Genomic DNA, 18004 nt, shown 5'->3' on the forward strand with positions numbered 1-18004 from the left:
TCCGAATCAGGTTCAAGCCGCTCCGAATCGCCGGAAACTCGCTCCAAATACAGCTGAAGTTGCTCCGAAATCCGAAAAAGTTACTCCGAAAAGGAGCGGGTGCTCCAAATCAAGCCTATCTCGCTCCGAATCAGGTTCAAGCCGCTCCGAATCGCCGGAAACTCGCTCCAAATACAGCTGAAGTTGCTCCGAAATCCGAAAGAGTTGTTCCGAAAAGAAGCGGATGCTCCGAATCAAGCCTAACTCGCTCCGAATCACCCAAAAACCGCTCCGAATCGTTAAACGGCTCTGTTTCAGAACGGTTTATCGGTCGGCACGGCAACTTTATCGGTCAACATACCTCGTTTTTCGGTCGTCGCAGTAACCTTATCGGTCAACATACCTCGTTTATCGGTCGTCGCAGTAACCTTATCGGTCAACATACCTCGTTTATCGGTCGCTGTGCCCCAATGGCGCCGGACTCACCCCTGACCCGATTCATTAGGCTAAAAAGCAGGGCGGGTTTTTACCCGTCCTGCTTTTGGCTTTTCCTGAGCATTTGTCCCGAAACGGCCGGATCAGGATCGGCGGACTTTGGCTTTTTTGATCTGCTTGCTGCGCAGCTGGCCGCAGGCAGCGTCGATGTCCGTTCCGAATTCTTTGCGCACCGCAGCATTAATGCCCTTTTTCTGCAGTGTGCCGTAAAAAGCGGCGACCGCCTCTTCCTCACTGCGTTGATAGTCCGAGTGCTCTTCGACCGGGTTGTACGGAATCAGATTGACAAAAACAAGATGGCGCTTGTTTTGAAGCAGCGCGGCAAGCTGAAGCGCCTCTTCTTTATGATCGTTTATGCCTTTAAGCATAATATATTCAAATGTAACCCGTCGGTTAGTTTTTTTCAAATAATAATCCACGGCTTCCATCAGCTTTTCAATCGGGTAGGCACGGTTAATTTTCATAATCCGGCTGCGCAGCTCGTTATTCGGCGCATGAAGCGAAATAGCCAGATTAATCTGCCAGTCGATATCGGCGAACTGATAAATCTTCGGGACGATGCCGCTTGTCGATACAGTGATGTGGCGGGCGCCAATCGCCAGTCCCTTTTGATCGTTGATAATCCGCAGAAAGTCCATGACATGATCAAAATTATCAAACGGTTCGCCGATGCCCATGACAACGACATGACCGACACGTTCCCCGTTTTCCTCCCGATCAAGACGTTTCTGAATGGCAACGAGCTGTTCAACCATTTCACCGCTTGTCAGATCCCGATTTTTCCGCAGCAGCCCGCTTGCACAGAAACTGCAGCCGATGTTGCAGCCGACCTGCGACGTCACACAGACGGAAAGTCCGTATTCATGCGGCATCAGTACGGTCTCGATCAAATTTCCGTCCGTCAGTTGAAAAAGGAATTTGGTCGTCCCGTCCTTCGCCTTCTGTGCGATGCGTTCCTTCAGAGTCCCGATCGTAAAGTGCTCTTTAAGCAGCCGGATACTCTTTCCCGACAGATTGGTCATTTCGTCAAAATCGCTCGCATGTTTCACATAAAGCCAGTCCCAGATCTGAGCCGCCCGGAATTTTTTCTCACCGTGCTCCAGAACCCACGCCGTCAGCTGCTCAAACGTTAAATCATATATGGAGTAGTTATCCATTGCTTAACCTCTTTTAAAAATCCGCATGATGTTTTTATCATAGCGATTGCTGCCTCAAAGTGCAAGAACCGCGGAAAGTCCGGGCACATCTTCAACGATCCGCACTGCCCTTCCCATGCATGGGCAGTCAGTCGCCGCGGCGTTTGAAAGTTATTTTTTTCTCCGGACGTTTGTACTGCACATTAAGCACGTCAATCAGAAAAACGAACACCGGGAGCCCGACGATCAGTCCCCAGATGCCGAAAAAATGTTCAGAAAAAATCAATACGACGAAAGTCAGGAAGACAGGCAGTTCAGTTTTGGCCGACATCAGTTTCGGATTAAGGACGTAAGCCTCCACGCAGTGCACAAGCAGAATCGTCAGCACCATATAGATAACATCCTGAACGCCGCCGATGGTATAGCCGATCATGGACAGCGGAATCAGAGAAATGATGACTCCTGCAACCGGAATCAGGCTGAGCACAAAGACCATCAGAATCAGGCTGAACAGCTGCGGGAAGTGAAGCACTATGAGAATCACTGATGTGATCAGCGTATTGACAATCGCGATAATAAACTGCGCCTCGAGCACTTTGCCGAACGTGCCGACAAAACGCGAGCCGAAAAAGGCCACTTCATTGTAAAGAAACCCGATTTTGCTTTCCTTAAAACCGGCTGCGAACTGGATCAGGCGATTTTTCTCCAGTGAAAAGAACAGACTGAGCAGCAGCGCAAGAAACAGATCGACGGCGAACGAGCCGAATGAGGAGAACGAATCGATCAGAATTTTCACACCGGAACCCAGATATGTATTGACATTGTATTTCTTCAACTGGCTAAGAATCGCATTGCCGAGAACGGAACCTTGAAAATCTTTAGCAGCTTCCATAATCGATTTAAAGAGTTCGACCGTCTGTTCGATAATAACCGGCAGATAGACGGTTAGCGATACATAAATGCCGAGCGCGATCAAAATATAAAGAAGCACCACGATCAACCGACGCGGAATCCTCAGTTTTCGGTGAACGAAGGCTTCCAGCCGGTCGACCAAAAATGAAAAAATAAAGGTCAGCAAAAGCAAATTGATCAGGCTTTTCAGAAGGTACAGAATAAAAATCAGCAACCCGAAAATCAGCACCCGCCGGACGGACTGCCGTTTTAAATAGTCAATAAGTCTGTTCATAGATTCTGTTTCCCCATTCTGTTTCAGGTCCGATTTCTATGTCATTTCGTTTTCTATCCTAGACATAGCGATACACTTTTATTCTAGATGGTTTTCAGAAATTATGCAAAATAAAATTGAAGGAAAAAATTTCCCAACCGGATTCGGGCATTAACTTCAGAATATTCAGCTTCTAAGCGGCCGATCTGAATGCCTTTATGATGAAGAACAGACCGCAAACCGGTCAGCATTTAACCTCTACACGGCCGATCTGAATCCATCCGCCGCCTGTCGTGCCGCCCGCCTCCGGCTTTCTTTAGATGCTGCCACGCGATGGATTTTCCCGGCTTTTTGCTGCCGGATCCGCAGCGGGCCTTCACCGACCGGCGGCCGCCCATGCCGGGCGCCCCCGGAAAAAAGCCGTCCGGGCGGCTGCCGGACGGCTTAACTGGTTTAGTCTGGTTTACTTCATTAAGGCCAGGGCACCCATCGGATCCCACGGTTTCAGTTCGACAGGCTCCTGCTCGTAAGCTTTTTTCAATTCATCGGAAAGATACTTCTTGTTGACGACAACCTGATAGGTGAATTCATCCATCCACTTGTCGCTCATCACGAAATAGCCTTTTTTTCCGCGATCTTCTCCCCAGCTGTTTTCGACCTTCCAGCGGTTCGGCCGGCCGTCCACGAGATTGACGCCGGTCAGCACCATGGCATGCGTCAGGCAGCTTTCCTTATAGTCCAGGCGTTCTGCTTTAGAGAGCTTGAATTCCGTGCTGAACGCCGTGTCATAATCATAGAGGTCTTTATCCATGATGCCGAGTTTGCCGTCGGAATAAAGAACCACGTCGCACCCGAACCAGACGGTTTCCTTGTCTTTAATCTGGCTGATTGCGAGATTCTTCAAGGTATCTATGTCTACATTAAGGTACTTAATCCTGCGCCCGCCGACGACTGTGCCGAGATACTGTACCGTATAGGTCTTATTGAACGGTTTGTCTTTCGTCGGCGCATTGATGATGCTGACATAGTCATCCAGATTCAGGCCGACGTAATTTTTAAAAAATTCCTTTGGCGTAATGCCCGTTTCTCTGTGGAATTCCTTCTTTTCCTCATCGCGGTACTCGAAATCAAAACTTTTCGGGGGCTCGCCGAGCGAGAAAACTAGGATTCTGTAAATATCGTCGAGCATATCACCCTTAGTTTCCTCAAGATCGCTTCTTGTCTTTCCTTTTTCATGCAGTCTCCGCAGCGCGCCCGCGTCCTCGCGCAGTTTTGCATTAAGAAGCCCGTTGAGTTCTCTTGTACGGCTGCTCTGAAAGGTTTCCGGCATAACTTGCTTCGGAACGACGCCGTATTTATCGATGATGGACACGAGCATATCCCACTGGCCGCCGTCCTGCTGCGGTGTCGCCATCAGCCATGAAACAAGCCGGCCGTCGAGCGGCTGATCAGCTGTCTCAATAATGCTTTCAAGAAAATAGTTTGATTTCTCGAATTTGTCCCAGAATAATGTGTAATTCTGTGACAGCTCAAAATCTTTCAAATGAAACAGGTCATTCAGTTTGTGGCGGAAGGTGTTCAGCGCCGCAAACATCCAGCATCTGCCGCTCATTTTCTGATCGGTGACTTTGCCGGTTTCGATCTCCTCAGAGAATGCCTGATTCATAGATACGAGCGAATCATTGTTCAAAGTGGCAGCATTGATGCCGTTTTTCATGATCGCGTCTTTAATGATCTGATTCTTCGGTTTGGTCTGTATTTTGTCGGAATATCTTGCAACCATTGATGCAGAAATTTCTTTCGTCAATCTTTTTTCCCCCTCCGTAAACGACTCCTCCAAATTATTATATGCCTAAAAATAACTGCACGCAAAAGCAATACGAGCAAAAATGCCGGTCTGTGCAGGAAACATGTAAGAGTTTCTGACATAGCCTGCGGACACGGAACGGGCTTTTTCGGCCGAAGCGCTGCGTGCGGGCTTCAATGCCGTTCGGTCCGCAGATTTTCAAGCCGGCGGGTCACTCTTCTTTGCAGAAACGCCAGTTCTTCAGCCTGTTTCAAAAAAAATTTTTCCGCCTGAAGCACGGGGATCTTTTGAAAACGAAGCATACTTCCCGGCGGCAGCTGGGACAAGAGAGGCAGGTCGACAGCCGCAACCTGCGCGATGCGCGGATAACCGCCTGTCGATTGATGATCGGTCATAAGAATAATCGGCTGCCCGCTGCGCGGGACCTGGACGGAACCGTTCGTAACCGCCTCCGAATAGAGTTCGAGCGGACGGTCGAGCACCAGGTTCGCACCTTCCAGTCTGTAGCCCATTCGATCGGACGATGCCGTCACACGATAAACAGAATGGAGAAATTGACGCCGGCTGTCCGCTGAAAAGCGCGGCCAGAGCCTGTCGGACGTCACCCGGATCGTCCGAATGCCCCGATAAGAGCGGCGCAGTGAGAAAAAGCAGCCGCCCGGTGCCGGTTCCGAAGCGAGGCCCTTCATCACGCCGGCTGCAAGGGGCGAAGGCCGTCCGACAGGGAGACGGTCCTGCTCCTTTAAAAAGCGGCCTTTAAAACCGCCCAGTCCGGCCCGCTCGTAAGTCGACCGGCTGCCGAGCCAGGGAACGGTATCAATGCCGCCGGCCAGCGCCAGATAGCCTCTGCTTCCGGATGAAAGCCCGCCGATGGAAAGAATCTGGCCGGCCCGCGCAAGATACGGCCGCCCGGTGCCGACAGCCCGATTATCCAGTTGCGGTTGGCAGTCCGCGCCTGTTATCGCAAACAGTGTATCCTCCGTAAAGAGCACGGTAGGACCGATAAAAGAATATTCAACCACCGCGGCTGGCGAAGGATTGGCAACGAGCCAGTTTGCCAGTTTGGCCGAAGGCGGATCCATGACGCCGCCGACAATAATACCAAACCGCTGATAACCCGGCCGGCCCAGATCCTGCACAGATGCGGCGAATCCTTTCCGAATCACTGTGAAAGCCATCATCTACTCTCCTTCATACGTCTGTACTCCGGCTCAGCGATCGGATCGAACTTAACAAGATCACCGGCTGCGAGCAGTGTCGGCGGATCGGCGGCGGGCGAAAAAAGCGGCAGCGGCGTCCGGCCGATAATCTGCCAGCCGCCCGGCGAATCGAGCGGATACACACCGGTCTGGCGGCCGGCAATGCCGACGGAGCCGGAGGCGATCTTTATCCGCGGAACAGCGCGCCGCGGCGTGGCGAGTTCCTCCGGCAGTCCGCCAAGAAACGGAAAACCCGGAGCAAAGCCGAGCATATACACGAGATATTCCGGTTCGGAATGTTTGACGATCACTTCGGCAGCGGATAGGTGATGAACCTCCGCGACCTCCTTCAGATCCGGTCCGAAACTGCCGCCGTAGCACACGGGGATATGCACTGTTTTCCTGCTTTTCTCTTGTTTTTTCTCTCCTGTCATACGCTCTGAAAGCCTGAGCAGATAATCGGCAACCTGCTGCTGCGCCGGCAGGCTCTGTTGCCCGTATGCTGCCACCCGGCACGGATCATAGTAAAAGACTACATTGGTATAGGCGGGCACATATTCAATGAATCCGTCAAAAGGCTGCCGGTCGAAAAAAGACGTGAACTGTTTGATTTTCTGCTGAATATTCGGATCGATGCGATCCCCGAAAATGACACGGACCGCGAGCTCGCCAAAAGGTTCTATTTTCATTTCTGTTTCCACCCTTGGTCTGATTAAGAAAAACCCGGAGGAACGAAGCAAGTCTCAGACAGCGGCCGGGCCTTCGTTTTTTCTTAAACTAAATGAGGCCGATCTTCCGCAGGCCCATGTATTAAAAAGAAAAACCCGCCCGCCGGCAAGTTTTTCATACGCGCACCGGAAGGGCAGCACAGGCAGAATGTCCGATTCACGGGCATGAACGGTGCAGCGGCGTTAAAGAATACTGAATGCCGTATCTTTCCGGTCTGTTATAAACATATGCCCGGGTGCATGCGTAATCGCGATCTCAGGCCTGGAAGCCATCACCGCAGCCTGCGGTGTGACGCCGCAAGCCCAGAACACAGGTATTTCATGATCACGAATTGTCACCGCATCGCCAAAATCCGGACGGGATAGATCGGCAATGCCGATTTTCGCCGGATCGCCGAAGTGTATCGGGGCACCGTGAACGGACGGGAAGCGGCTGGTCACCTGAATGGCTCTGATCGCCTGGCGCTCAGTCATCGGACGCATGCTGACAACCATCGGCCCGCTGAAAACACCTGCCGGCCGGCAGGAAATATTCGTCCGGTACATCGGAACATTGCATTGCTCTTCAATCTGGCGGACGGGAACATCATTTTCGAGGAGTGCCTGCTCAAAACTGAAACTGCAGCCGATCAGAAATGAAACAAAATCGGCCTGCCAAAAAGCTTTGATGTCAGCGACTTCATCGGTCAATACCCCGTGCCGATAGATGCGGTATTTCGGAACGTCTGTCCGTATGTCGGCGTGATCCGCCAGGAATGTCACGGCCGGATCGCCGGCATCGAGCACTTCCAGCAAGGGACAGGGGCGCGGATTGCGCTGGCAGAAAAGCAGAAAATCATAAGCATATTTTTCCGGCAAAATCACCAGATTAGCCTGTGTATAGCCGTTCGAAAGCCCGCTTGTCGGTTTCTGCCAGCGGCCTTCGCCGATCATCCGGCGGGCTTCTGAAGGCGGTACGGCAGCCGGATTGTCAAATCCAGTCATTTCAGTCATCTCCATAAAAATCAATGCCGGGCTGCTATCTCAATACCGCGATTCTTTAACTCCCGGTTTATTTTTTTCGCAAAAGCAAGTGCCGCTTCACCGTCTCCGTGCAGGCAGATTGTTTCGGCGCGGACGGATACTTTCCGGCCGCCCGCCGTCAGCACCGTCCCATCATCAATCATCTGCAGGACCTGCCTGATCGCCTGATCCGCGTCTGTGATCAGAGCATGCGGCTGCGTGCGGGGAGTCAGGGAACCGTCCGGCTGATAAGTGCGGTCCGCATACGCTTCATAAACCACACGGAGGCCCGCTTTTTCAGCGGCAGCCGTCAGCGAAGTGCCGTCCATACCGAAAACCAGCAGGCCGGCATCGACGTCCTTTACGGCCTGAACAACCGCTTCGGCTATTTGTTCCTGCTCGGAAGCCATATGATATAGCGCGCCGTGGGGCTTGACGTGATTCAGCCCGACTTTCCGGGCAGCGGCAAACGCCTGCAGAGCGCCTACCTGATAGACAACCATGTCGTAGACTTCTGCCGGAGTAACCGCCATTTCCCGGCGGCCGAATCCTTCGAGATCAGGCAAACCGGGATGTGCGCCGATCGCCACTCCGTTCTCCTCCGCCCGGACAATTGTCCGGTGCATGACGGACGGATCGCCCGCATGAAAGCCGCAGGCAATATTTGCAGATGAGATCAGCGGCAGAACTTTTTCATCATTTCCGATGACATAGTGACCGAAACTCTCTCCCAAATCACAATTCAAATCAATCTGTACCATTTAGAAATCATTCTCCTTTAACGCCATAAATCGCTCAGAAAAGAGACGAGAATCCTGTGATCAGTGATTGGACGCCTGCATAGGCCATGAATACGACGATGATCCAGCCGGCAATCGTCAGCCAGAGCGGATGGTTGTATCCTTCCCCTACAATCCGCTTTTTCGTCGAGGCGATCAGCAGAATGGCCAGCGCAATCGGAAGGATCAGGCCGTTAATCGCCCCGACCGCGATCAGCACTTTGGCCGGACTGCCGATAAAATAGAAGATTGCCGTAGAGAAGACAATAAAGAATATAATCAGATAGGGACGGATCCTTTGAAAACCATCATTTTTCTCTTCAGATTTAGAATAATCCAGAAACGAGACCGATGTAAAGGTCGAACCGAGCGTTGATGTCATGCCGGCCGCGAATAAAATGAGCCCGAAAAATTTATAGCCGAAAGTTCCTGCTGCCGACTGGAAAATGCTGGCCGCCGGGTTTAACGGATTAAGCTTGAATCCTTCGGTGATCACGGCAAGGGCTGCCAGAAAAAGCAGGACACGGATGATCGAGGCAACGCCGATACCCGTCAGTGCCCCCTCATTAATGTAGCGGATGCTTTTTTTGCCTCTGAGGCCGCCTTCAAGCAGTCGATGCCCGCCCGAGAACGATATGTACCCTCCGACCGTACCGCCGACAATCGTCACGATCGAATAAAAATCAATATGGGAAGGAAAAAAGGTATGGACGGCCGCCTGGCCGAACGGCGGGGCACTGACCGCGACAATAAAGATAATGAGAAGCACTTTTACGACCGCAAGCAGCTGAACGGTCCGATCCATGACGATCAGGGCGTTGCGGACAAGAAAGATGATCAGAGCAATAGCTCCGCCAATAATCGCTCCGTTTTCCGGCGATATGCCGAAAAGCACATTAAACCCGAGACCGACGCCGCCGATATTGCCGATGTTAAAAGTCAGACCGCCGATAACAATCAGAATAGTCAATAAATAGCCGAGACCGGGCAGCAATTCGTTCGCGATCGTCTGCGCTTTCTTCCCCGAAACAACAATAATGCGCCAGATATTGAGCTGAACGCCGATGTCAACCAGAATACAGATTAAAATAGCGAAACCGAAATCCGCGCCCAGCTTCGAGGTAAAAGCCGCCGTCTGAGTCAGAAACCCGGGTCCGACGGCCGACATCGCCATAAGGAAGGCCGCACCCATTGCAACATTGAATGCCTTGCGTTTACCGTTTTCCAAAAGATTCACCGCCTGAAGTTAAAATATAACACAATTATACATATTTTTAAAATCTTTTTCAAATTATGACGGTTCTTCAGAAATCTTTTTGCCGCTATACATTTTGAAACTTTTTAGTGCGAATCAAAAGCCTCTGTTCAATCCATCCTCTGTTTCTCCTGCCGGCCTTCCAAAAATGCGGGCCGTATTTTCAAGTGTCGGATAATTTTTCTTTGTCCGTTCAATACTTTCTGTCAAAAGCGAAAAGATATTCTCCAATGGTCTGTGCTGTTAGTAAAATTTTTTCAAAATGGCTGTCCGATTCGAACGCGGCTCAAGGCCTCAATGTGTCGGCAAGTTGCAATCTCCGCTGTCTGGCCGGCTTTATTTTAAATGAAGCGAAAGCCCCCTGAGATCGGAGGAATAAATCCGATTCCAGGGGGCCGCTGCGATGCAAATCCCGGTTTTCAAGGGTTGCTTCAGTTTGTTGCGATACTCATACCTGCTTCAGAATCCGGCTGAGGAACTGGCGGACCCGCTCATGACGCGGATGACGGAAAATAGACTCGGGACCGCCTCGTTCAAGAATGACGCCGTCATCCATGAACAGCACTTCATCCGCAACTTCCGAAGCAAATTTCAGTTCGTGAGTTACAATAACCATTGTCCAGCCTTCCTGAGCCAGATCCTTCATGACTTTCAGCACGTCGGCAACCAATTCCGGATCCAGAGCGGACGTCGGTTCGTCGAAAAGAAGCAGTTTCGGTCTCAAAGCCACTGCCCGGGCGATGCCGACCCGCTGCTGCTGCCCGCCGGACAGCTGATGCGGATACTTGTCCAGATGCGCCGACAATCCGACCTTGCCGAGAATCTGCCTGGCATCGGCAGCGGCTTTTTCTTTCGGCACCTTTTGGACAAAAACCGGCCCTTCGATGACATTTTCCAGCACGGTTCTGTGCGGGAACAAATTATAGCTCTGAAAGACCATTGCTGATTTTTGACGGATTCCGCGAATGGCGCTTTGTGAAACCGGCTGTTCAAAATCAACCGTCCGGTCACCAATCTGCAGCGTTCCTTTTTCAGGAATCTCAAGCAGATTAAGGCTGCGGAGAAGGGTTGTTTTTCCTGAACCGGACGGGCCGATAATGACCAGCACTTTTCCTTCATCCAGAGTAAAATCAATACCCTTCAATATCGGATGCCCGCCAAAAGATTTGTGAATATTGCTTGCTGCAAGCAGCATCATGTTCTCCCCTTAATTTGAAGCCGTATAGCGATCCAACCGCGCTTCGACCCATCCCTGCAGAAGAGAAAGGAAAAAGCAGAAAATCCAGTAGATCAAAGCAGCTTCCGAATAGAGCAGCAGAAAATCATAACTTGTGGCCGTTATCTCCTGCGCTTTTCTGAAAAGTTCCGTTACCGTCACCGTTGAGGCCAGTGAGGTATCCTTCACCAGACTGATAAATGTGTTCGACAGCGGCGGAACCGACACGCGCGCGGCCTGCGGCAGGATAATCCGGCGCAGTGTCTGAAAATAGTTCATACCGATTGTGTAGCCGGCTTCCCACTGGCCTTTCGGTACGGATAGTATCGAAGCGCGGATTGTTTCAGCGGCATAACCGCCGACATTCAATGACAGGGCGGCGATCGCACCGAGAAACGGACTGACTTCGATGCCGAGATCGGGCAGGCCGAAGTAAATAATCGAAAGCTGCACAAGCAGAGGCGTGCCGCGAATGATCGAAATATAGACCCGGGCAATCGTCTGAAGCAGTCTGACGTGAGAAAGCCGCAAGACAGCCATAATCAGCGCAATCACAAGGCCGAAGATAAAAGAAACAACGGCCAGGGGAATCGTGTAGACCAGGCCGCCTTCTAAAATCGGCCAGAAAGACTGCGCGGCCAGCTGCCAGTCTATTGTGATCTGGCCGAGTACAAAAAATGACATTTACTTACTGATGTCCTTTCCAAAATACTTCTCCGATATTTTCTTCAGTGTACCGTCTTTCTTCAGCGCCTGCAATTCTTTTGTGAAAGCCTTATCCAGTCCGTTTCCTTTCAGGACAGGAAAAGCAACATTCGCGCTATCGGTCGGCACAACAGCGGCAATTTTCAGGTTATTATCCTTTACCGTATTGAAGTACTGCAGCACGGCACCCTGATCGTTAACGAGCGCATCCGCACGGCTCTGACTGACGAGTTTCAGCGCTTTTGACAGATCATCTTCTCCGATGATCACCGCTCCCGCTTTCTTTGTTTCTTCTCCAAAATTGCTTGTCAGACCTTGGGCTACTTTGACACCCTTCAGATCGTTCAAAGTTTTGATCTTATTATTATCTTTACGTGTCACGATCACGGACTGCGATGTCGAGTAAACACTGGAAAAATCATATTTTTTCTGACGGTCCGGCGTCACGGCCACGTCGTTGGCAATTGTATCAAACCGTTTGGCATTGAGTCCCGCAAACAGTGAATCCCAGGCCGATTCTTCGAATTGTACCTTGACGCCGAGACGCTGTCCGACCGCCCGAATAACGTCGACATCGAAGCCGACCAGCTTGTTCGTTTTGCTGTCGTGGTAAGTATAGGGCGCATAGGTGCCCTCCGTACCGACCGTGAGCACGCCCTTCTTCTTAATCTGATCCAAGGCAGTGCTCGCAGACTTCGCGGACTTCGATGAGCCGCTGCTTTGCGAGCTGCAGGCTGCCAGGGAAAATGCCAGAGCGGCAATCAATAATCCCACAATAAACTTTTTCACTTCTCTATTCCTCCCTGTTCCGTATCCCTCCGGCCGCACGCTCTGCTTCTTTATGCGTGTGCCTGAAACACCGTTACTTTTCGCCTGACTACGCAGCCCACCCTGAGAATTGTTTATGCAGAACGGATCAATCCCAAGTAAGCGCATGTCATTAAACGGCAAATGATCATGTTGATTCTATCATTATTTTGTCAATCAGGCAATCGGAGATTTTCTGCCGGCCCCTTTCAGCGGAGCCTGCTCAAGCGATAATCTTGCTGCCGTTCCTCCCCGCCGTTATCAGCGCATCACCCGGTTCTTTCATTATTATGCACCGATATCCGGCCCATAATAGAGCAGGAGGAATCTTTTCGTCAAATGAGAATCCCTTCAACTCATGTATCCGGTCGGGTCCCGGCGTGAAAGTGCCTTCGATTCTTTCAAAAAACGACCGGCTTGCACGAGCGCCGGTCTATCTCCCCGAATGTTCATGTGATCGGCGGTTTATTCCGCTGAAAAGAAAGATAACGTGCATGAACAGGCATTAAATGGCGGAAACACCCGATCTTTTTCTTCGGCCTGCCGCGTATTTCTGTGAATCGCGGCTAAAATCGCCGGGAACCGCCGGGAACCGCCGGCCTGTCATCAGTAAATCGCCGATTCTCATCGGTAACCGGCAGGATATCGGCAGAAACGTGCAGAAAATCAACAGCAACAGCCAAAGAATCGGCAGTAACCGAATCAGAATCAATAAGTGCAAATAATCAGAACAGCAAACTCGTCCCCGATTGATTTAATCAATCGTGGCTGGGAGATTTATCAATTGCTGTACCTGATTTATCTTCGATCAGCTGCTGATTGTCGGTTCCGGGCGATGGGGGCGATGGGTTCGGTTGATCCGAGCCGTTTATCGGTCGCTGTGTGCCCCGTATCGGTCGTCGCACCCCGTTTATCGGTCATTTCAGGAAGTTTATCGGTCGTCCCGGGGAGTCGATCGGTTGTGGCAGAAGTTTATCGATCGCGGCACGCTCTTCGTCTTTCGAAAGAGCGGCGGTCTCAGGAAAAGTCGATCATCAATTGGCGGCACAGCGGGACAATAAGCTAAAGAATGCTCGTATTCCATCATTCTTTCAGACAGCAGTATGGGCGTTCGAAAATTGTTTGACAGGGCTGGGGGAGGAAGGTACGTTTAAATGGAATACGTACCTATTTGGTTTAGCAAAAACACGCAATACTGCGGGAGATGATCGGGATGAGTGAAAACATGATCAAAAAAGACTGTGCGCGGGAAGCATTAAAACTGATCCGCGCCCGCATGATCATCGGTTTGGGCGGTGGAAGCACGATCGGCTACCTGATCGATTTTCTTGGGAGTGCAAAAGATCTTCGCGTTAAAATTGTGACCCCTTCCCTAGAAACCGAACTGCGATGTCTGGAAAACGGACTGAATGTGCTGCATACCGGGACGGTCGATCACATTGATCTCGCTTTTGACGGCTGCGATCAGGTGGACAGACAGCTCCATGCGCTGAAAAGCGGAGGCGGCATCCACACCAAAGAAAAATTAATTGCCTCAATGGCCGACGAGTATATTTTGCTCGTGGATGAATCGAAAGTTGCAGACAGGCTGACCTTTGAGCAGCCCGTCGTTTTGGAAATTCTGCAGGACGCGGCGGCTTACGTCAAAAGAAGAGCGGCCGAACTGGGCGGCAGGCCGGTGATGCGCAAGAGCGCGGCAAAGGACGGTTTTACGGTGAGCGATAACGGCCATCTGCTGATGGATGTCTTTTTTAAACAGGTGGACGACATCGAGACGCTTGAGCGGGATTTAAAGGCGATCAGCGGTGTGATCGATACTTCTCTTTTCACAAATGTCGTGTCCCGGGCGCTTGTTGCCGGCAGCACCGGCGTGCAATGGCTCTTGAAAAACCGGCCGGTCCGGTGAAAACACTGCTTCCGACGGCCGCTGCCGTGTCCATTACAAGTCTTGTCAGAGCGTGGGGAAACGATCCCGTTATCTCTTTGAATCCGGCCGCTGATTCGTGCAATAAGCCGTTCATTTGAAAAAATGAGCGTTTTCATTTTGTTTTTTAACCATTGTATTTATAATTAAATTGTAACAAATAATTCATTTTCCTACACAGGAAGGGAGATTGATTTATGAGCGTACCAGAATCAGTATTGAACCAATCAGTTGACTCTGAGTATAAACTTTACATTGGTGGAAAGTGGGTTGACGGTTCGCATAATAAGAAGCTGACAAGCTATAATCCAAGCAATGGAGAAAAGCTCACTGAATTTATCGATGCCAGCCATGAAGATGTCGACGCCGCTGTGAAAGCGGCTACAAAGGCATTTGAAACATGGAAAAGCGTCGGCGTTCAGGAAAGAAGCACGATCTTGCTCAAGATTGCCGATCTGATTGACGCAAATGCCGACCACCTGGCACTTGTCGAAACTCTGGATAACGGCAAGCCTTTGAGAGAAACGAAAAATATCGACGTTCCGGCAAGCTCGGACCATTTCCGTTATTTTGCCGGAGTGATTCGTTCTGAAGAGGGCACGGCCAAGGCACTCGACGAGAATACGCTGACGATTAATCTGAAAGAACCGATCGGCGTCGTCGGTCAGATTGTCCCGTGGAACTTTCCTCTGCTGATGGCTGCCTGGAAGATTGCGCCGGCAATCGCTGCGGGCAACACGGTCGTCATTCATCCCTCCTCATCGACATCGCTCAGCCTGCTGGAATTGGCCAAACTGCTTGACCAGGCTCTTCCGGCCGGCGTCGTAAATGTCGTAACAGGCAGAGGCTCCGATTCCGGCGATTACATGCTCCATCATCCGGGTTTTGCAAAGCTGGCTTTTACGGGTTCAACTGAAGTCGGCTACAAAGTCGCTGCGGCCGCAGCCGATAAATTGATTCCGGCAACTCTTGAACTCGGCGGGAAATCGGCGAACATCTTCTTTGACGACGCACCGTGGGACAAAGCGATCGAAGGCGCTCAGCTCGGTATCCTGTTCAACCAGGGCCAGGTTTGCTGCGCAGGCTCCCGCTTGTTTGTCCAGGAAGGTATCTATGACAAATTCGTCGCGGCCCTGAAAGACGCCTTTGAAAAGGTCAAAGTCGGTCTTCCATGGGAGGACGGCGTTCAGATGGGCGCTCAGGTCAACGAACGCCAGCTGGACAAGATTCTGAACTATGTCAAAATCGGCGAAGATGAAGGAGCGAAGCTGGTTACCGGCGGCAACAAGCTGACAAAGGACGGCCTCGATAAGGGCGTGTTCTTGGCTCCGACCATTCTCGCCGACGCGAAGAACGATATGCGCATTGCTCAGGAAGAAATCTTCGGACCGGTAGCAACTGTCATAAAGTTTAAAGACGCCGATGATGCAATTAAGCTGGCCAATCAATCGGAATACGGACTTGGCGGCGCCGTATGGACGAGCAACCTCAATACGGCCCTCCGCGTAGCACGCGGCGTAAGAACCGGACGCATGTGGGTTAACACATACAATCAGCTGCCGGCAGGTGCTCCGTTCGGCGGTTACAAAAAATCCGGTATCGGCCGCGAAACGTATAAGAGTATCCTTGATGCCTATACACAGACGAAGAACATCTTTATCAGCACAAAAGAAACGGTGGACGGCCTGTATTAATCTAAACATTTCGGCCAAAAGGGCAGGAATACGAAGCCCTTTGTCCGTCGGGAGACGAGCGTGTTTTACGCTCGTCTCTTTTTTAATTTTTAGTGGAAGCGCCGCGCTCTGCGCTCTGTCCGGCATGAAGCTGCCCCTTCTCCCCGCAGCGGCGGCTTCGTCGCGCGCCAGGAGCCCGGCAAAGCGGGCTTTCCAGTCATTCCTTCTCTCATTTACAATATCTTCACACGCGGAACTGAGTGGAAGTGCCCGATAAAAGCGTTAAAATGCGAATAATATACATGTTTTTGCGTGATCCGGCCGAAATTCGAACAGTTATGTTCCTTGCCGGATTCGTGAGAAAAGACCCTGTCTGCATCAACATCCCGTCGGCGGCCGGCAATGGCTTATCACCGATGCGATCTCAAAAATATCTTCGGCAATCAGCCATTCGTACCGGTATGAACCCTATCCGGTTACACGATAATATATGAGAAGAACAGCTTGCTGTCTATTTAAGAATAAACAAGAAAAGGGAGTTATTCATGGACCGCGTATCAAAATTTAATAAGCCGACTGTCATTTATTTGCTGACGATGGCAGTTCTTTTTGTGGTTGCCATTTATAACCTGTTCTATCACCTGGGCAGTTTTCCGTTCGCCAGTTACGATGAATCACGCCATGGGGCCAGCGCATATGAAATGCTGCAGAGCGGCAATTATCTTGTCAATACATATATGCACCACACGGACTATTGGAATCTGAAACCGCCGCTCAGCTTCTGGAGCATCATGCTCGGCTATAAAATCGCCGGTTTTAACGCTCTGGGGCTGCGGCTCGCCTCCGCTGTCTGCGCCCTTCTGACAATTGTTATGGTGGCCGCCTTCACATTGAAAAAGCACGGAAAACTTGCCTCGGCTATATCCGCGCTCGTTCTGATCACGTGCATCCAGTTCTTAACAAACCACAGTGCCCGAACCGGAGACCCGGATTCTCTTTACGTTTTTCTGTTCACGGCGGCGATTCTGGCTCTGCTGCTTTCAGGGAAAAACAACAGATGGATCTATGTTTCGGGACTGGGTTTTTCGCTTGCTTTTTTAACAAAAAGCTGGCATTCGTTTAACATCGCAGCCATTATCGGAATTTATCTGATTTTTTCAGGTAAATATAAATCGTTTTCATTTAAAAACTGGTTTCTGCTGGCATTGAGCATGTTTGCGCCGATCATGGTCTGGGCCGTCTTCCGATATCAATATGACGGCCTGGCTTTCTTCAAAGGGATGGTCACCTACGACTTGCTGACCCGATCCACGAGGACAATTGAAGGGCACATCGGGGGCTGGCTCTATTACGCCGGAATCATTTCCCATTTTTTTATTTATTGGCTTGCCGTCCTGTACGGACTGATCCTCGTTTTTCTAAGCAAACGATTTTCTTTTCAATCAATCAGAAAGCTGAAACCCGAAGAACGGGCCTACTGGATCGGAATGATCGCATGGATTATTGTGCCTTTAATCTTCTTCAGCCTGGTAAAAACAAAAATAAGATGGTATATTCTCCCGATTTATCCTGCGCTGTCCATCGTGATCGCCATTTTCTCCGCCCGGCTTTTGCAGAGCGGAAGATGGATGCTGAAAATCTTTCTGCTGGCTTCCGTACTGCTTGTTTCCGTTTCCTATGAACTGAAAATTAACAACTACCTAACCCATATCCATCCCAGCGTGCAGCTGGAGCTGATTCAGAAACTGCGCGGAGTGGACGGGATTAAAGGCGACAGTCTGTTTTACTACAACAGAAAAAAAGTATGGCCGCAGAATGCGGTTTTAGAGGGGGAGCTGATCCGCGACCTGCATGCAAACAAAGGAAATTTCAATGAATTTTTACGGACAGACAAGGCCTTGCTTTTAGTACAAAAAAAATATTACACGCCAAAATTGATGAAGGCTAATCGCTTAAAGATCATGGTATCCAATCCGTGGGGTTTCATCGTTTATAAATACAAAAGATTTTAGGTGCCTTTTGATTGCCGATATCCGCAGCCGGCCGGCGGAAGCAGGAATTTCATCAGCGATGTGTTTTCCGACCGGGCAATGTTAAATTCGATTAAATATATTAAAATACTTGTATTTAAATA

At 50.5% G+C, this 18004-nt stretch carries 15 protein-coding genes; 4 read left to right on the forward strand and 11 right to left on the reverse strand.

The window, feature by feature from the left end:
• Positions 1-557: 557 nt before the first annotated feature.
• The 11 genes from rlmN to Q6A92_RS10340 all read right to left on the reverse strand — a co-directional run bounded on the left by rlmN (position 558) and on the right by Q6A92_RS10340 (position 12255).
• Positions 558-1631, reverse strand: coding sequence for a 23S rRNA (adenine(2503)-C(2))-methyltransferase RlmN (gene rlmN / locus Q6A92_RS10290; RefSeq protein WP_332238066.1), 1074 nt, complete (start codon positions 1629-1631; stop codon positions 558-560).
• A gap of 127 nt (positions 1632-1758) precedes the next feature.
• Positions 1759-2796 carry an AI-2E family transporter gene (locus Q6A92_RS10295; RefSeq protein WP_274399057.1) on the reverse strand — a complete coding sequence of 346 codons (1038 nt, stop codon included), beginning with the start codon at positions 2794-2796 and terminating at the stop codon, positions 1759-1761.
• 442 nt (positions 2797-3238) lie between these two features.
• Positions 3239-4582 carry an aminopeptidase C gene (locus tag Q6A92_RS10300; protein ID WP_332238067.1) on the reverse strand — a complete coding sequence of 448 codons (1344 nt, stop codon included), beginning with the start codon at positions 4580-4582 and terminating at the stop codon, positions 3239-3241.
• A 173-nt stretch (positions 4583-4755) separates the two neighbouring features.
• Positions 4756-5760: a biotin-dependent carboxyltransferase family protein gene (locus tag Q6A92_RS10305; RefSeq protein WP_332238068.1), complete on the reverse strand. Its 1005-nt coding sequence runs from the start codon at positions 5758-5760 to the stop codon at positions 4756-4758.
• On the reverse strand, positions 5760-6470 hold the full coding sequence (pxpB, locus tag Q6A92_RS10310) for a 5-oxoprolinase subunit PxpB (protein ID WP_274399061.1): 711 nt from the start codon (positions 6468-6470) through the stop codon (positions 5760-5762). The genes Q6A92_RS10305 and pxpB overlap by 1 nt, the downstream gene beginning before the upstream one ends.
• Positions 6471-6692: 222 nt before the next feature.
• Positions 6693-7493 carry a putative hydro-lyase gene (locus Q6A92_RS10315; protein ID WP_332238069.1) on the reverse strand — a complete coding sequence of 267 codons (801 nt, stop codon included), beginning with the start codon at positions 7491-7493 and terminating at the stop codon, positions 6693-6695.
• 20 nt (positions 7494-7513) lie between these two features.
• Positions 7514-8272 carry a LamB/YcsF family protein gene (locus Q6A92_RS10320; protein WP_274399064.1) on the reverse strand — a complete coding sequence of 253 codons (759 nt, stop codon included), beginning with the start codon at positions 8270-8272 and terminating at the stop codon, positions 7514-7516.
• A 34-nt stretch (positions 8273-8306) separates the two neighbouring features.
• The gene (locus Q6A92_RS10325; protein WP_274399205.1) at positions 8307-9482 is read right to left on the reverse strand and encodes an NRAMP family divalent metal transporter; all 1176 of its coding nucleotides are present in this window, start codon (positions 9480-9482) and stop codon (positions 8307-8309) included.
• 511 nt (positions 9483-9993) lie between these two features.
• Positions 9994-10737, reverse strand: a complete 744-nt coding sequence (locus Q6A92_RS10330) for an amino acid ABC transporter ATP-binding protein (protein WP_332238108.1) — start codon at positions 10735-10737, stop codon at positions 9994-9996.
• Positions 10738-10752: 15 nt separating this feature from the next.
• Positions 10753-11445, reverse strand: coding sequence for an amino acid ABC transporter permease (locus Q6A92_RS10335; protein ID WP_274399065.1), 693 nt, complete (start codon positions 11443-11445; stop codon positions 10753-10755).
• Positions 11446-12255 (reverse strand): transporter substrate-binding domain-containing protein, encoded by an 810-nt coding sequence (locus Q6A92_RS10340; protein ID WP_274399066.1) that lies wholly within the window; start codon positions 12253-12255, stop codon positions 11446-11448.
• A gap of 802 nt (positions 12256-13057) precedes the next feature.
• Here Q6A92_RS10340 and Q6A92_RS10345 point away from each other — a divergent pair.
• The 4 genes from Q6A92_RS10345 to Q6A92_RS10360 all read left to right on the forward strand — a co-directional run bounded on the left by Q6A92_RS10345 (position 13058) and on the right by Q6A92_RS10360 (position 17882).
• Positions 13058-13339: a hypothetical protein gene (locus Q6A92_RS10345; RefSeq protein ID WP_332238071.1), complete on the forward strand. Its 282-nt coding sequence runs from the start codon at positions 13058-13060 to the stop codon at positions 13337-13339.
• A gap of 147 nt (positions 13340-13486) precedes the next feature.
• On the forward strand, positions 13487-14179 hold the full coding sequence (gene rpiA, locus Q6A92_RS10350; RefSeq protein WP_274399070.1) for a ribose 5-phosphate isomerase A: 693 nt from the start codon (positions 13487-13489) through the stop codon (positions 14177-14179).
• Positions 14180-14394: 215 nt separating this feature from the next.
• Complete coding sequence (locus Q6A92_RS10355) at positions 14395-15891, forward strand: aldehyde dehydrogenase family protein (RefSeq protein ID WP_274399072.1); 1497 nt, start codon at positions 14395-14397, stop codon at positions 15889-15891.
• A 524-nt stretch (positions 15892-16415) separates the two neighbouring features.
• Positions 16416-17882: an ArnT family glycosyltransferase gene (locus Q6A92_RS10360; protein ID WP_274399074.1), complete on the forward strand. Its 1467-nt coding sequence runs from the start codon at positions 16416-16418 to the stop codon at positions 17880-17882.
• Positions 17883-18004 lie beyond the last annotated feature (122 nt).

It is taken from the genome of Sporolactobacillus sp. KGMB 08714 (genome assembly GCF_036598985.1).
GTDB lineage: Bacteria > Bacillota > Bacilli > Bacillales > Sporolactobacillaceae > Sporolactobacillus.

Excerpts from the sequence above, each read along its gene's own strand:
- rlmN (WP_332238066.1), bottom strand. The coding sequence starts at position 1,631 with ATGGATAACTACTCCATATATGATTTAACGTTTGAGCAGCTGACGGCG.
- Q6A92_RS10295 (WP_274399057.1), bottom strand. The coding sequence starts at position 2,796 with ATGAACAGACTTATTGACTATTTAAAACGGCAGTCCGTCCGGCGGGTG.
- Q6A92_RS10305 (WP_332238068.1), bottom strand. The coding sequence starts at position 5,760 with ATGGCTTTCACAGTGATTCGGAAAGGATTCGCCGCATCTGTGCAGGAT.
- pxpB (WP_274399061.1), bottom strand. The coding sequence starts at position 6,470 with ATGAAAATAGAACCTTTTGGCGAGCTCGCGGTCCGTGTCATTTTCGGG.
- Q6A92_RS10315 (WP_332238069.1), bottom strand. The coding sequence starts at position 7,493 with ATGACTGGATTTGACAATCCGGCTGCCGTACCGCCTTCAGAAGCCCGC.
- Q6A92_RS10320 (WP_274399064.1), bottom strand. The coding sequence starts at position 8,272 with ATGGTACAGATTGATTTGAATTGTGATTTGGGAGAGAGTTTCGGTCAC.
- Q6A92_RS10325 (WP_274399205.1), bottom strand. The coding sequence starts at position 9,482 with ATGGGTGCGGCCTTCCTTATGGCGATGTCGGCCGTCGGACCCGGGTTT.
- Q6A92_RS10335 (WP_274399065.1), bottom strand. The coding sequence starts at position 11,445 with ATGTCATTTTTTGTACTCGGCCAGATCACAATAGACTGGCAGCTGGCC.
- rpiA (WP_274399070.1), top strand. The coding sequence starts at position 13,487 with ATGAGTGAAAACATGATCAAAAAAGACTGTGCGCGGGAAGCATTAAAA.
- Q6A92_RS10355 (WP_274399072.1), top strand. The coding sequence starts at position 14,395 with ATGAGCGTACCAGAATCAGTATTGAACCAATCAGTTGACTCTGAGTAT.
- Q6A92_RS10360 (WP_274399074.1), top strand. The coding sequence starts at position 16,416 with ATGGACCGCGTATCAAAATTTAATAAGCCGACTGTCATTTATTTGCTG.